Source organism: Ochrobactrum sp. Q0168 (genome assembly GCF_016427605.1).
GTDB lineage: Bacteria > Pseudomonadota > Alphaproteobacteria > Rhizobiales > Rhizobiaceae > Brucella.
Window position 1 is genome coordinate 495,221 of the sequence record NZ_JAELXQ010000001.1, and the last position, 13,311, is coordinate 508,531.

The window sequence follows — 13,311 nt, forward strand, 5'->3', positions numbered from 1 at the left end:
CTGTTTTTGTTTGCAGTCAAAAAACTGTCAGGGCTTTCGGCTCTGAACGTTGTCCGGCCCCATCAGCACCAGAAGGTCGGCCAGTTCCGGCCCGTGAGCTTGTCCCGTCAGCGCCAGACGCAGCGGCATGAAGAGGCTCTTGCCCTTGCGTCCCGTTTCCGATTTGACAGCCTCGGTCCAGACCTTCCAGGTCTGGTGATCCCAAGGGGCTGCTGGCAGCGAATTAAATGCGACACGGATAAAGTCGCGATCTTCGTCCGACAGTTCCGGTGCTTCCGGCAAGTCGCCAGTCACGATCTTCCACCAATGCTGCACATCGCCAAAGCGATCCAGATTGCCGCGTACCGCGAGCCAGAATGGCTCGGCCTTGTCGCCTTCGATACCAAGCGCGTCGAGACGCGGCTTGGCATCCGCAAAAGACATCTCATGCAGCAATGCGCGATTGAGCGTGTCCAGTTCCGCCGGATCGAACTTGGCCGACGATTTTGAAATCGACGCCAGATCGAACCGTTCCGCCAGTGCGTCCATGGTCGGCGCGGCTGCAACACTTTCCGAGGTGCCAATGAGTATGGCCAGCGAAGCAACCGCCATCGGCTCGTAGCCGTTTTCACGCAGCGAACCGACCGAAAGGGCGCCCGTGCGTTTGGACAGGCCTTCGCCGGTCGTGGTGGTCAGCAGATTGTGGTGTCCGAAGACCGGCGGTTCAGCGCCGAGCGCGCGGAAGATTGCAATCTGCACGCCGGTATTGGTTACATGGTCGTCGCCACGGATAATATGGCTGACACCGAGATCGATATCATCCACCACCGAAGGAAGCGTGTAGAGATAGGTGCCGTCTTCACGCACCAGCACCGGGTCCGACATGGAGGCGAGATCAACCACCTGGGGGCCACGCACCAGATCGTCCCAATGAACCTCGGTGCGCTGGGTTGCAAACGGATCGCTCTCGAAATTCGGCAGCAGGAAACGCCAGTGGGGCTTTCGGCCTTCCGCCTCGAAAGCAGCCTTTTCCGCATCGGTGAGCTTCAGCGCTTCACGGCCATAGACCGGCGGCAGGCGGCGCGCCAAGCGCAGCTTGCGGCGGCGCTCCAGCTCATCGGCGGTTTCATAGCAGGCATAAAGCAGCCCCGCTTCCTTCAGCTTTTCCACCGCACGGGCATAAACATCAAAGCGCTTCGACTGATATTCGACCCGATCCGCCTTCACGCCCAGCCAATCGAGATCGACGGCGATGGCTTCTGCATATTCCTGACGCGACCGTTCCACATCCGTGTCGTCATAACGCAGAATGAACTTGCCGCCATTCTTTTGCGCATAAAGCCAGTTGGACAGTGCAGTGCGCGTGTTGCCGATATGAATATAGCCCGTCGGCGACGGGGCGAAACGAACAGTAACAGTCATTCTATTATCTTTCAGCGGTCGCGGAAGCGGTTCGTTATGGGATAACGGCGGTCGCGTCCAAAATTCTTCCTGGTAATCTTTACACCCGGCGCAGATTGCCTGCGCTTATATTCAGCCAGATAGAGCAGATGTTCGATCCGTTGCACTGTCTCAACCGGGTGACCGCGCGCAACGATATCGGCATTGCTCATTTCGTTTTCGACCAGACATTCCAGAATGTCATCGAGCACCGGATAAGGCGGCAGGCTATCCTGATCGGTCTGGTTCTCGCGCAGTTCGGCGGAGGGCGCCTTGGAGATGATGTTGTGCGGGATCACCTCGCCTGTCGGTCCGAGCGAGCCTTGCGGAACATGGCTGTTGCGCCATTCCGACATCGCATAGACCTGCATCTTGTACACGTCCTTGATCGGATTGAAGCCGCCATTCATATCGCCATAGAGCGTGGCGTAACCTACTGACATTTCCGACTTGTTGCCGGTCGTGACGACCATCGAGCCAAACTTGTTCGACACAGCCATCAGGATCGTGCCACGCGCACGGCTTTGCAGGTTTTCTTCGGTCACACCACTGTCCGTTCCAGCAAAAAGCGGCTGCAGTGCGCGCATGAAACCTTCAACCGGCTCGGCGATGGGCACGATATCGTAACGCACGCCAAGCGCCTTCGCGCAATCAGCCGCATCTTTCAGCGATTCATCCGATGTATAGCGGTATGGCAACATGATGCAGCGCACCCGCTCCGGCCCCAATGCGTCAACGCCCATCGCGGCGCAGATTGCTGAGTCGATGCCGCCGGAGAGACCCAGAACGACATCCTTGAAACCATTTTTGTTCACATAGTCGCGCAGGCCCAGCACGCAAGCCGAATAGTCCGCCTCCAGTTCTTCTGGAAGCAGGGCTTTCTCGCCTTCCTCGCAACGCCACGTATCTCCGTCACGATGCCAGATCGTCATGGCGATCTGCTCGGAAAATTGCGGCATTTGCAGGCACGGGAACTTGCTGCCCGGATTGAAGGCGAATGAGGCACCGTCGAAAATCAGTTCATCCTGACCGCCAACCTGATTGGCGTAGAGCATCGGCAGTTCCGCCAGCATCACCTGTTTCAGAACAACCTGATAACGGCGGTCCATCTTGGCGCGGTGATAGGGTGAACCATTCGGCACGAGAAGGAATTCGGCACCGCTTTCGGCAAGCGTTTCCGAAACACCGAGATCGCCCCATATATCCTCGCAAATTGGAATACCGATGCGCACGCCGCGGAAATTGACCGGTCCCGGCAGCGGCCCCGGCTCGAATACGCGCTTTTCGTCGAACTCGCCGTAATTCGGCAGATCGACCTTGAACCGCTCGGCAATTACCTCGCCGCCATCCAGCACCATGACCGAATTATGCAAACCGCTTTCGCGCCGCAGAGGTGTTCCGATGATGACCCCCGGTCCGCCATCCGCTGTGTCCGTAGCAAGGTCCCGAACCGCCTTTTCACAGGCAGCGACGAAAGACGGCTTCAGCACCAGATCCTCTGGCGGATAACCGGCAATGAACAGCTCTGTGAACAGGATCAGATCGGCCTTCATCTCGGCGGCTTGCGCGCGAGCCGCACGAGCCTTGGCCAGATTTCCGGCAATATCACCCATGACGGGATTGAGCTGCGCGACTGCAATACGAAGCATAATGAGATTCTCACCAACACTATTTCTGCCAGAGATTTAGCGTGGGAGTGGAAGGGATGCAATGAGCGGCTCTGCCTCCCCTTCGAAGATTGGACTGGATTAACGATAAGAACAGCGGGAATTTTATGAAATCTGAAGAATGCTATTCTCTAACAGAATTTCCGTGGCGTAACTCAATTCACGTTAGTGTTCGGTGATTTAAGCATACAGAGACTGTAATCTACCAGATTTTCATAAGCATCACAGTGATGAGCCTTTGTTTCTAAAGGTGCGCTTTCCGCAGCGTTGGCGTTGATAAAATAAAGCCCAAGCGAAATTACGAATACCAACAGCAAAAACAGATAAATTATTCTGAGCATACACTTCTCCTGGAATCATTTCCGGATGAAGATATCAATCAGTATAATTTCCGAAATACCAACAATGAATAAACTGTTAGAAACCGCTCCATTTCGGATATTACTGTATTTATTTTAATAATAGAAATTTGAAATCAGTACATATCCCCAAGTTGCGACGACAAATACAATTGCGATCAGCACAGCCAATGAACCGCAGTCTTTCGCAATCTGGATTTCCTTGTGAAAATCACGGGACACTGCATCACAGGTCGCTTCAATACCTGTGTTCAGGATTTCCACCATCATCAAAAACAGGATCGAGCCGGTCATCAGCAGGAAGGCCAGCCAGGTCGGCGCGAGAAAGAATGCGACAGGCAACGAGATCAGAAACAGCACCATTTCCTGTTGCACGGCTTTTTCATTGCCCGCGAGATATCTCAACGCGCGCATGGAGTTTATAAAAGCCAGAAAAATGCGCTGCATAAATACCCCCAAGAGAGACTGGTCACGATTTCGCGCTGTTGCCCGAGAATGCTTTAGACAACTCTGCTTCAAAAGCAACAGGGCGGAGATCGAAACCTCCGCCCTGCCAAATGTAATTACAATCCAGGAACAGTTCAGGCGCTTGCGACCTGCTTTTCAGCGCCCGCATCGCGCTCCTTCTTGAGGAGTTCCGCCAGCAGGAATGCGAGTTCCAGTGCCTGATCAGCGTTGAGGCGTGGATCGCAATGGGTGTGGTAGCGGTCCTGAAGATCGTCTGCCGAAATGGCGCGGGCACCGCCCGTGCATTCCGTGACGTTCTTGCCGGTCATTTCGACATGGATGCCGCCCGGATGCGTGCCTTCGGCGCGATGGATCGCGAAGAAGGATTCCACTTCCTTGAGGATACGGTCGAACGGACGCGTTTTGTAGCCGCCAGCGGTGATCGTGTTGCCATGCATCGGATCGCAGGACCAGACGACCTTGCGGCCTTCCTTTTCGACAGCACGGATAAGCTGCGGCAGGTGATCGCCCACCTTGTCATAGCCAAAGCGTGCGATGAGCGTCAGACGACCAGCTTCGTTTTCCGGGTTGAGCAGGTCGATCAGGCGGATGAGATCATCCGGCTGCAAAGACGGGCCGCATTTGAGACCAAGCGGGTTCTTGATGCCGCGGCAATATTCGATATGGGCGTGGTCGGCCTGACGGGTGCGATCACCGATCCAGATCATGTGACCGGACGTTCCGTACCAGTCGCCCGACGTGGAATCGACGCGGGTCAGCGCTTCTTCATAGCCGAGAAGCAGCGCTTCATGGCTCGTGTAGAAATCCGTCTCACGCAGCGAATGGTTGCTGTCGGAGGTGATGCCGATGGCGCGCATGAAGTTCATCGTTTCGGAGATGCGCTGCGCCAGAGCTGTGTAACGTTCAGCCTGCGGGCTCTTGCCAACGAAACCAAGCATCCACTGGTGCACGTTTTCCAGATTGGCATAGCCGCCCTGAGCGAAAGCGCGCAGCAGGTTGAGCGTTGCTGCGGACTGGCGGTACGCCATGTCCTGACGCTGCGGATCGGGTATGCGCGAAGCTTCGTCGAAATCGATGCCGTTGATGATGTCGCCACGGTAGGACGGCAGTTCGACGCCATCCTTCGTTTCCATATCCGACGAACGCGGCTTGGCGAACTGACCGGCAATACGGCCAACCTTCACCACCGGTTTGGAAGCGCCAAAGGTGAGCACAACGGCCATTTGCAGGAACACGCGGAAGAAGTCGCGGATATTATCCGCGCCATGTTCAGCGAAGCTCTCGGCGCAATCGCCGCCCTGAAGCAGAAATGCCTTGCCTTCCGCTACTGCAGCCAGCTGCTGCTTGAGCTTGCGCGCCTCGCCTGCAAAAACCAGCGGCGGATAGGTGCGAAGACGGGCCTCAACATCGTTCAAAGCCTGTGCGTCCGGATAAAACGGCACTTGCTTGATCGGTTTGTTTCTCCAGGAATGCGGGGTCCAGTTCTTCGTCATTAGAGCACCTGTTTTGCGTTATCCGCTCGATAATCCTCGGATTATATCCTCCTTACACGAAAGCCGGAATTCCCATCCATGCAGCTTGCACCTGAAGAAGATGCCAGCCCCATGTCTAAAATTTCAAAACCCCGGCGTGCGTGGGTCGCGCTGATATAATGCACGCGCGGGTTTTATGCCAGCAATATTCGTTAATGATATTTGCCTGCGGCGAAAGGATCAGCCGTCTACTCTTTCGCCATTCACGACGCGATAACTTGGCTTGTACATGGTGACCAGTTCTTCGGCTGCGGTCGGATGTACGGCCATGGTGCGGTCGAAATCGTCCTTGGTCGCTCCGGCCTTCAACGATATCCCTAAAAGCTGCGCCATTTCACCGGCGTCCGGCCCCAAAATATGGGTGCCCAAAACCCGGCGACTTTTCGCATCGACGACGATTTTCATCAACATCTTTTCGTTGCGGCCCGAAAGGGTGTTCTTCATCGGGCGGAACAAAGCGCGATAGACCTCGACGTCCGGATATTTCTTCGCAGCCTCTTCCTCCGTCAGACCAACAGTGCCGATTTCCGGCTGGGAAAAGACTGCCGTTGCGATCAGTTCATGATCCGGCTTGGTAGGATTGTCCTTGAACACTGTTTCGAGGAAACACATCGCTTCGTGAATGGCCACGGGCGTCAGCTGCACGCGGTTGGTGACATCCCCGACCGCCCAGATATTGGGGGTGCTGGTGCGCGAATAGTCATCCACTTCGATGGCGCCAAGCTTGTCGAGCTTGACGCCGGCAGCCTCAAGGCCGAGACCCTCCGTATTGGGCATGCGGCCCAACGCCAGCATCGCCTGCCCGGCTTCAAGCGTTTCTCCGTTCGACAGCGTGATCGACAAAAGACCATCTGCCTGTTTCGCGACATTCTCGAAAACCGCCTCACAAATGATGCGAATGCCCTTGGCTTCCATGGTTTCATGCAACAGGTGACGGACATCGCCGTCAAAACCGTTCAGGATATTCTTGCCGCGATAGACAAGCGTGGTTTCCACCCCCAGACCATGGAAGATATTGGCAAACTCGACCGCGATGTAGCCGCCGCCCGCAATGACAATTGCCTTTGGCAACTCTTCCAGATGGAAGGCTTCATTGGAGCTGATGCAAAGCTCGTGGCCGGGCAAAGCCTCATGCGGGTTCGGACGACCGCCAGTGGCGACCAGAATGTTCTCGGCGGTAACCCGACGCCCGTCGGCCTTCAACTCGACGGTATGCGCGTCAACGAGTACCGCGCGACTTGCAAAAATATCGACCTTCGAATTCTCAAGTCCCTTGCGGTACAACCCTTCCAGACGGTCAATTTCCTTGTCCTTGGCGGTAATGAGCTTCTTCCAGTCAAAGCTGCTTTCGCCCACGGACCAGCCATAACCCGCGGCATCTTCGAAATGTTCGGGAAACTGCGAGGCATAGACAAAAAGCTTTTTCGGCACGCAGCCGCGGATGACGCATGTACCGCCCATGCGATATTCTTCGGCCAGACCGACCTTCTTTCCCATCGCGCCCGCCAGACGGCCTGCGCGCACACCGCCGGAACCGCCACCGATAACAAAGAGGTCGTAATCATATCCGGCCATGGGAATCTCCTTCGGAATTACTGACGATGATATGTAGGCAAAAGAAAAAGCCCGGCCAAGTCGCCGGGCTTTCAAATTATTTGATCTGAGCCGTGAATTACTGCTGGGCGGGCTGCTGTGTCTGCTGGCCTGCCGCCGCACGGGCCTGTGCAGCCAGAACTTCCGCCACATCGCGAGCAAGGTCACGGGCAACGCCATTTTGCCACACATTGGCGGCTTTCACGACTTCACGGGTCACGATCGGGCCTTCCGAAAGCAGCTTCTTGCCAGCTGGCGAGGTGTAGAAGGTCGAGATCGCCTTCAATTCCTCTTCGGTAAACGCCTTTGCATAAGCGCGCGCGGATTCGGTTTCGAGGTCCGAACGGCGGGAAGCCAGCGCCAGCGCTTTTTCATCGACAGTCTTGGTGATCAGACCCTCAAGGTTGGGGTCCTTCTGGATCAACTCGCCCTTGAGCGCGCGGGCTGCGTTCGGCAGAATCTCGTCGAACTGTTCGGTCGCGTGGATCGCGGAGATCGCTTCGCGGGCAGCCTGCAGATGGGCATCAGTGATTTCCTGCGCCGAAGCCGCATGAACGCCGGCCATCAGGGCGAATACGGAAAGCGGTGCAATCAGACGACGAAAGCCAGTTGCCGGGATCATATGCTCAATACTCCGTTCAATCAGTTCAACACCAGTTATAGCACTGGCAGTTCAAGACCGGTTCAGGGTTCGAATGCCGTCGGTTCCGGCAATTACTGCCGCACGCGCCAGCCCGATGAAAAGTCCATGCTCGACAACGCCTGGAATGGCGAAGAGAGCGTCAGATAGTGTCTTTGGCTCGGGAATGCGGCCAAAAGATGCATCGACGATGTAGTGTCCACCATCTGTTACAAAAGGCGAACCATCTTTTAAGCGCAGGTTAAGCGGGCCTGCAAGGCCGCATTTCGTGGCTGCCGCATCGATTGCGCGCATCGTAGCGCCGAGACCGAAGCGATTGACCTCGATGGGAAGCGGAAAACGGCCCAGCGTTTCCACAACTTTCGACTGGTCAGCAATGACGATCATGGCGTCGGAAGCCGCGGCCACGATCTTCTCGCGCAACAGCGCACCGCCGCCGCCCTTGATGAGCGAAAGCTCGCCATTGACTTCGTCAGCACCGTCAATGGTCAGATCGAGATGCGGGGTTTCTTCCAGTGTTGTGAGGGGAACGCCCAGTTCCTGACACAGGCTGGCAGTGCGTTCGGATGTCGGCACGCCGATGATCTTGAAGCCGCCCTGCACTTTTTCAGCCAGCAGACGCACGAATTCTTCTGCCGTCGAGCCGGTTCCGATACCAAGACGCATACCATCCTTGACATGCGTGAGGGCCTCGGCTGCGGCGGCGATCTTCAGCTTGCGTGCTTCGTCCATGAAAGAAATCCTAGCATATCCTCCGGCTTGACCCGGCGGATTCTCGTCCCAATTCGGTTCGCGTCTAGCACGCGTAGGCATTACAACAAAGCACCTATTTAAATATGACGCAGAATTTCACATCTGCGCGGCCAGAGAAGCCGCCCTTGAGCCATGGCGCGCTATCAGTTACGAATGGCCGACGTCATTTTATACGAGAGAGACAGTATGTCCGTTGCCAGTGCCAAACCCATCATTGTTTTCGATCTCGACGGCACGCTCGTCGACACCGCGCCGGACCTTCTCGACAGCCTCAATCACTGCCTCTCGATTTCCGGACTCAAGGTGGCAGATCGCGCAGCCCTGCGCCGCTTTGTCGGTCAGGGCGGACGCACCATGATCGAGCGCGCCTTTGCGGCGCAGCAAACCCAGATCGATGACACGCGTCTCGATAAGCTGGTAGAAGAGTTCCGCGAACATTATGCGGACAACATGCCGGGACATTCTATCTTCTTCCCTGGCGTGCTGGAAGCGCTCGACCGGTTTCAGGCGCATGGCTTCGAGCTGGCCGTCTGCACAAACAAGTTTGAATCTCTTTCGGTTAAGTTGCTGACCTCGATGGGCGAAGCCGCGCGTTTTGCCGCGATCTGCGGCGCAGACACATTCGCCTGGCGCAAGCCGGACCCACGCCATCTGACTGACACCATTGCGCGCGCTGGCGGCAATCGGGATCGTGCGCTTATGGTTGGCGACAGCCGCACGGATATCGATACGGCCAAGGCTGCGGGTATCCCCGTGGTGGCCGTCGATTTCGGTTATACCGATCTTCCAGTCCAGCATTACGAACCGAGCCGCGTGATTTCGCATTATGACGAATTTACCCTCGAAATGGCCGAACAGCTGATCGACGCGGTTGCTGACCCCGTCTGAAAGAGTATGGAACGGTGAAAAATACAGTTTTTCAGCTTGTTACACTGGCTTTTTCAACTCTTCTGGTATCTGGCGCGTTCGGTCAGGAAAAGTCTGCGCCCGGCCTTCCGGGCGTTGAAGCGCATAAGCCGCTTGTCGCGGCTCCGCCGCCCGCCCCGGAACCGGATCGGGCTCCGAAGGAAAACTGGAAGAATTTTCGGGTCGGCAACACCGATGTGTCGGTTTCGGGCGATATCATTATTGATGTCGGCACCGGCCAAGGCGCCTCCCGTCACCGATAGCTGTTAGCTTCGGGCTGAACCCGCCAGAGCCGACCAGACGGCAGGCAGCAGGCCGGGTAGGTCTTCGGCAATCAACCCGTGACCGAAACGCCGCCCTGCATCGGCATGAACCCAGACAGCCGCGCAAGCAGCTTCGAAGGGCGGCATTCCCTGCGCCAGCAATCCGCCCACAATGCCTGCCAGAACATCACCGGACCCGGCAGTCGCCAGAAACGGCGTTCCGTTGGCATTGATCGCGGCGCGACCATCCGGTGCGGCGATAACCGTATCCGGCCCCTTATAGATTACCACCGCATTGGCGAGGGCAGCAGCCCTGCGCGCCTTGTCGAGCTTCGACGCATCCTCATCGGCCACATCCGGGAAAAGCCGACGGAATTCTCCCTCATGCGGCGTCAAAACAAGCGCGGTCTCTGCGTCTTTTCTGGCCTCGAACAGTTCCCGCGGGTTCTTTTCGAAGGCCGTTATGCCATCTGCATCAAGCACAAGCCCGTGAAATGACGAGGCCGAACGACCTGTCAACATCAGAGCGTGCTCGCGTGCGAAAGCCGCATTTCCGTAACCGGGGCCGAGCACCACCGCCGCGACTTTTCTGTCGGCAATGAAGTCCCGCACATCCTTGGCGCTACGGGTTTCACGCACCATGATGCTCGTGACATGGCCCGCATTGACGGCCACAGCGTCCGGCGGCGACAACAGCGTTACGGCTCCTGCGCCGCTTCTTGCAGCGGCAAGTGCGGATAATCGCGCCGCGCCTGTCGCGTGCATTCCGCCGGAAAAGACCGCGACATGGCCGCGGCTATATTTATGGGCGTTGACGTTCAGGGCAGGCAGGCTTTCAACCCACAGCGCCGGGTCATTTTCGTGCGCCTGGGGAAGGATGGTGTCCAGCACACGGTCCGGGATGCCGATATCCGCGACATGAAGAACCCCGCACAAGGCCCTGCCCGGCTGCAACAAATGGCCTGGCTTCTTGCGAAAGAATGTGACGGTTGCCCGCGCCTTGACGGCCTCGCCCAGTATCTGCCCGCTGGCGCCCGAGACGCCGCTTGGCAGATCGACGGCGATAACCGGAATGTCAGAAGCGTTGATGGCGTCGATAGCCACGGCTTCGACTCCATGAACCGCGCGCGTCAGTCCCGCACCGTAAACGGCGTCGATGACGCCGGAAAAACTCGCTGGCGAGAATTCGTTGATACTGCGCACCTCGCCCTTGTGAAACAGGGAGGCTCGAAGCGCATCACTGCCCTTTCGCGGTGGCGCTACACTGAAGCACACGACTTCGAAACCCGCTTCCAGCAAATATTGTGCTGCGACATAACCGTCACCGCCATTGTTGCCCGGACCGCATAAAACCGCGACCGGCCCTTTGTCGGCGAACATGCGTTGCGCGACATCCGCCACCGCCCGGCCCGCTGCCAGCATCAGCGAAAAGCCGTCCCGCACGCCATTATCCATGGTCCAGCGATCCGCTGCGGCCATTTCATCGGGCAAAAGCAATTCCAACATCGCGCACCTGTTTTGTAAGACGGATTTTGCGGTGATTAAACAACCGGCAGAGCGCTTTGCGCAAGAGAGCCTATATTTGTCGCAAATTGATTACTTTTTAATCATACGCCCCCTTTCAGAATAGCTCGTCCACACCCCAGCGATAGGCACCTCCTTGCAAAGGTGCCGCCTTTAGTGCCACTCTGCTAAGGAAATGGAAGAGAAGAGAAAATTTTGCCTAGGTTTTTCAAACTGGCACGCTTCATGCTTCTCCTACAGTGAAACGGGCACAACGCTCATTTCTGAAGAAAAGCGGAGACCATTCTCTGATGAAAAAGATCGAAGCCATCATTAAGCCCTTCAAACTCGATGAAGTGAAGGAAGCCCTTCAGGAAGTCGGCTTGCAGGGTATTACTGTCATCGAAGCCAAGGGCTTTGGACGACAGAAAGGTCATACCGAGCTTTACCGCGGCGCTGAATATGTCGTCGACTTTCTTCCCAAGGTGAAAGTTGAAGTCATTGTAGCGGATGAAACCGTGGACAATGCGATTGAAGCCATCCGCAAGGCAGCCCAGACGGGTCGCATCGGCGACGGCAAGATTTTCGTCTCCAACATTGAAGAAGTCATTCGTATCCGCACCGGTGAATCCGGCGTGGACGCCATCTGATTGACATCAGCCTACCTATCCTTCGTCGTGCAAACAGGGAATTAAAATGACGACCGCCAACGATATTCTGAAACAGATCAAAGACAACGACATCAAGTTTGTCGACCTTCGCTTCACCGACCCGAAGGGCAAGCTACAGCACGTCACGATGGATATCGGCCTTGTTGACGAAGACATGTTCGTTGACGGTGTCATGTTCGACGGCTCGTCGATCGCTGGCTGGAAGGCCATCAACGAATCCGACATGGTTCTGATGCCAGATCCGACGACGGCTCATATCGACCCGTTCTTCGCGCAGTCCACGCTGGTCATTCTTTGCGACATTCTCGAGCCGATCTCGGGCGAGGCTTACAGCCGCGATCCGCGCACGACCGCAAAGAAGGCAGAAGCCTACATGAAGTCGCTCGGTATCGGCGACACGGTCTATGTCGGCCCGGAAGCCGAGTTCTTCGTCTTCGACGACGTGAAGTACAAGGCTGATCCGTACAATACCGGCTTCAAGCTCGATTCGACCGAACTGCCGTCCAACGACGACACCGACTATGAAACCGGCAATCTCGGCCACCGTCCGCGCGTCAAGGGCGGCTATTTCCCGGTTCCGCCGATCGACAGCTGCCAGGACATGCGTTCCGAAATGCTCACCGTTCTGACGGAGATGGGCGTAACGGTTGAAAAGCATCACCACGAAGTGGCATCGGCTCAGCACGAACTGGGCGTCAAGTTCGACTCGCTCGTGCGCAACGCCGACAAGATGCAGATCTACAAGTATGTCGTGCATCAGGTTGCCAATGCCTATGGCAAGACCGCAACCTTCATGCCGAAGCCAATATTCGGCGACAACGGTTCGGGCATGCACGTTCACTTCTCGATCTGGAAAGACGGCAAGCCTACCTTTGCTGGCAATGAATATGCCGGTCTGTCGGAAAACTGCCTGTTCTTCATCGGCGGCGTCATCAAGCACGCCAAGGCTGTGAACGCATTCACCAACCCGTCGACCAATTCGTACAAGCGTCTGGTTCCGGGCTATGAAGCTCCGGTTCTGCTGGCCTATTCGGCACGCAACCGTTCGGCTTCCTGCCGTATTCCTTTCGGCTCCTCGCCGAAGTCGAAGCGTCTTGAAGTCCGCTTCCCGGATCCGGCCGCCAACCCGTACCTCGCCTTCGCATCCCTGCTGATGGCTGGCCTCGACGGCATCAAGAACAAGATCCATCCTGGCCAGGCCATGGACAAGGATTTGTACGACCTGCCTGCCAAGGAACTCAAGAAGATCCCGACCGTTTGCGGCTCGCTTCGTGAAGCGCTCCAGTCGCTCGACAAGGATCGCGAATTCCTCAAGGCTGGTGGCGTGTTCACCGATGACCAGATCGACTCGTTCATCGAGCTGAAGATGGCCGAAGTGATGCGGTTCGAAATGACCCCGCATCCGGTCGAATTCGACATGTACTACTCGGTCTAATCCATGGGTAAGCGGGGCGCTTGCGCTCCCGCAACTCCAAGAGTTGCCGAGGGGAACGACGCGTTTTTAAAAACGCGCGAAAGAAAACCCGGCTTCATGGCC

General features: G+C 56.6%; 12 protein-coding genes. 4 read left to right on the top strand and 8 right to left on the bottom strand.

What is annotated here, in order from left to right:
• Positions 1–27: 27 nt before the first annotated feature.
• From gltX to rpiA, 7 genes are all read right to left on the bottom strand, one after another.
• The gene (gltX, locus tag JAU75_RS02385; RefSeq protein ID WP_199054274.1) at positions 28–1,401 is read right to left on the bottom strand and encodes a glutamate--tRNA ligase; all 1,374 of its coding nucleotides are present in this window, start codon (positions 1,399–1,401) and stop codon (positions 28–30) included.
• Positions 1,402–1,412: 11 nt separating this feature from the next.
• The gene (locus JAU75_RS02390) at positions 1,413–3,068 is read right to left on the bottom strand and encodes an NAD+ synthase (RefSeq protein ID WP_199054275.1); all 1,656 of its coding nucleotides are present in this window, start codon (positions 3,066–3,068) and stop codon (positions 1,413–1,415) included.
• 473 nt (positions 3,069–3,541) lie between these two features.
• Positions 3,542–3,892 carry a diacylglycerol kinase gene (locus tag JAU75_RS02395; protein ID WP_199054898.1) on the bottom strand — a complete coding sequence of 117 codons (351 nt, stop codon included), beginning with the start codon at positions 3,890–3,892 and terminating at the stop codon, positions 3,542–3,544.
• A 134-nt stretch (positions 3,893–4,026) separates the two neighbouring features.
• Positions 4,027–5,406 carry a class II 3-deoxy-7-phosphoheptulonate synthase gene (locus tag JAU75_RS02400; RefSeq protein ID WP_199054276.1) on the bottom strand — a complete coding sequence of 460 codons (1,380 nt, stop codon included), beginning with the start codon at positions 5,404–5,406 and terminating at the stop codon, positions 4,027–4,029.
• 219 nt (positions 5,407–5,625) lie between these two features.
• A complete protein-coding gene (gene gor, locus JAU75_RS02405; RefSeq protein ID WP_199054277.1) occupies positions 5,626–7,020 on the bottom strand; it encodes a glutathione-disulfide reductase in 1,395 nt (464 codons plus the stop codon).
• 97 nt (positions 7,021–7,117) lie between these two features.
• The gene (locus JAU75_RS02410) at positions 7,118–7,660 is read right to left on the bottom strand and encodes a DUF2059 domain-containing protein (RefSeq protein ID WP_199054278.1); all 543 of its coding nucleotides are present in this window, start codon (positions 7,658–7,660) and stop codon (positions 7,118–7,120) included.
• A 51-nt stretch (positions 7,661–7,711) separates the two neighbouring features.
• Complete coding sequence (gene rpiA / locus JAU75_RS02415) at positions 7,712–8,410, bottom strand: ribose-5-phosphate isomerase RpiA (protein ID WP_199054280.1); 699 nt, start codon at positions 8,408–8,410, stop codon at positions 7,712–7,714.
• A gap of 207 nt (positions 8,411–8,617) precedes the next feature.
• Here rpiA and JAU75_RS02420 point away from each other — a divergent pair, with 207 nt between their 5' ends.
• The gene (locus tag JAU75_RS02420) at positions 8,618–9,319 is read left to right on the top strand and encodes an HAD family hydrolase (protein WP_199054281.1); all 702 of its coding nucleotides are present in this window, start codon (positions 8,618–8,620) and stop codon (positions 9,317–9,319) included.
• 14 nt (positions 9,320–9,333) lie between these two features.
• Entirely contained in the window at positions 9,334–9,600 is a 267-nt protein-coding gene (locus tag JAU75_RS02425; RefSeq protein WP_247880358.1) for a hypothetical protein, read from the top strand.
• 3 nt (positions 9,601–9,603) lie between these two features.
• Here the strand turns inward: JAU75_RS02425 and JAU75_RS02430 are convergent, their stop codons facing one another.
• On the bottom strand, positions 9,604–11,106 hold the full coding sequence (locus JAU75_RS02430; RefSeq protein ID WP_199054283.1) for an NAD(P)H-hydrate dehydratase: 1,503 nt from the start codon (positions 11,104–11,106) through the stop codon (positions 9,604–9,606).
• Between the two features lie 308 nt (positions 11,107–11,414).
• On the opposite strand from JAU75_RS02430, the gene JAU75_RS02435 reads away from it, so the two are divergent.
• Together JAU75_RS02435 and glnA are read left to right on the top strand one after the other, a co-directional pair.
• Positions 11,415–11,753, top strand: coding sequence for a P-II family nitrogen regulator (locus tag JAU75_RS02435; protein WP_078338549.1), 339 nt, complete (start codon positions 11,415–11,417; stop codon positions 11,751–11,753).
• A 46-nt stretch (positions 11,754–11,799) separates the two neighbouring features.
• The gene (glnA, locus tag JAU75_RS02440) at positions 11,800–13,209 is read left to right on the top strand and encodes a type I glutamate--ammonia ligase (protein ID WP_199054285.1); all 1,410 of its coding nucleotides are present in this window, start codon (positions 11,800–11,802) and stop codon (positions 13,207–13,209) included.
• Positions 13,210–13,311: the final 102 nt, after the last annotated feature.

Coding starts and splice junctions, on each gene's coding strand:
- gltX (WP_199054274.1), bottom strand. CDS start 1,401: ATGACTGTTACTGTTCGTTTCGCCCCGTCGCCGACGGGCTATATTCAT.
- JAU75_RS02390 (WP_199054275.1), bottom strand. CDS start 3,068: ATGCTTCGTATTGCAGTCGCGCAGCTCAATCCCGTCATGGGTGATATT.
- JAU75_RS02410 (WP_199054278.1), bottom strand. CDS start 7,660: ATGATCCCGGCAACTGGCTTTCGTCGTCTGATTGCACCGCTTTCCGTA.
- rpiA (WP_199054280.1), bottom strand. CDS start 8,410: ATGGACGAAGCACGCAAGCTGAAGATCGCCGCCGCAGCCGAGGCCCTC.
- JAU75_RS02430 (WP_199054283.1), bottom strand. CDS start 11,106: ATGTTGGAATTGCTTTTGCCCGATGAAATGGCCGCAGCGGATCGCTGG.
- JAU75_RS02420 (WP_199054281.1), top strand. CDS start 8,618: ATGTCCGTTGCCAGTGCCAAACCCATCATTGTTTTCGATCTCGACGGC.
- JAU75_RS02395 (WP_199054898.1), bottom strand. CDS start 3,892: ATGCAGCGCATTTTTCTGGCTTTTATAAACTCCATGCGCGCGTTGAGA.
- glnA (WP_199054285.1), top strand. CDS start 11,800: ATGACGACCGCCAACGATATTCTGAAACAGATCAAAGACAACGACATC.
- JAU75_RS02435 (WP_078338549.1), top strand. CDS start 11,415: ATGAAAAAGATCGAAGCCATCATTAAGCCCTTCAAACTCGATGAAGTG.
- JAU75_RS02400 (WP_199054276.1), bottom strand. CDS start 5,406: ATGACGAAGAACTGGACCCCGCATTCCTGGAGAAACAAACCGATCAAG.
- gor (WP_199054277.1), bottom strand. CDS start 7,020: ATGGCCGGATATGATTACGACCTCTTTGTTATCGGTGGCGGTTCCGGC.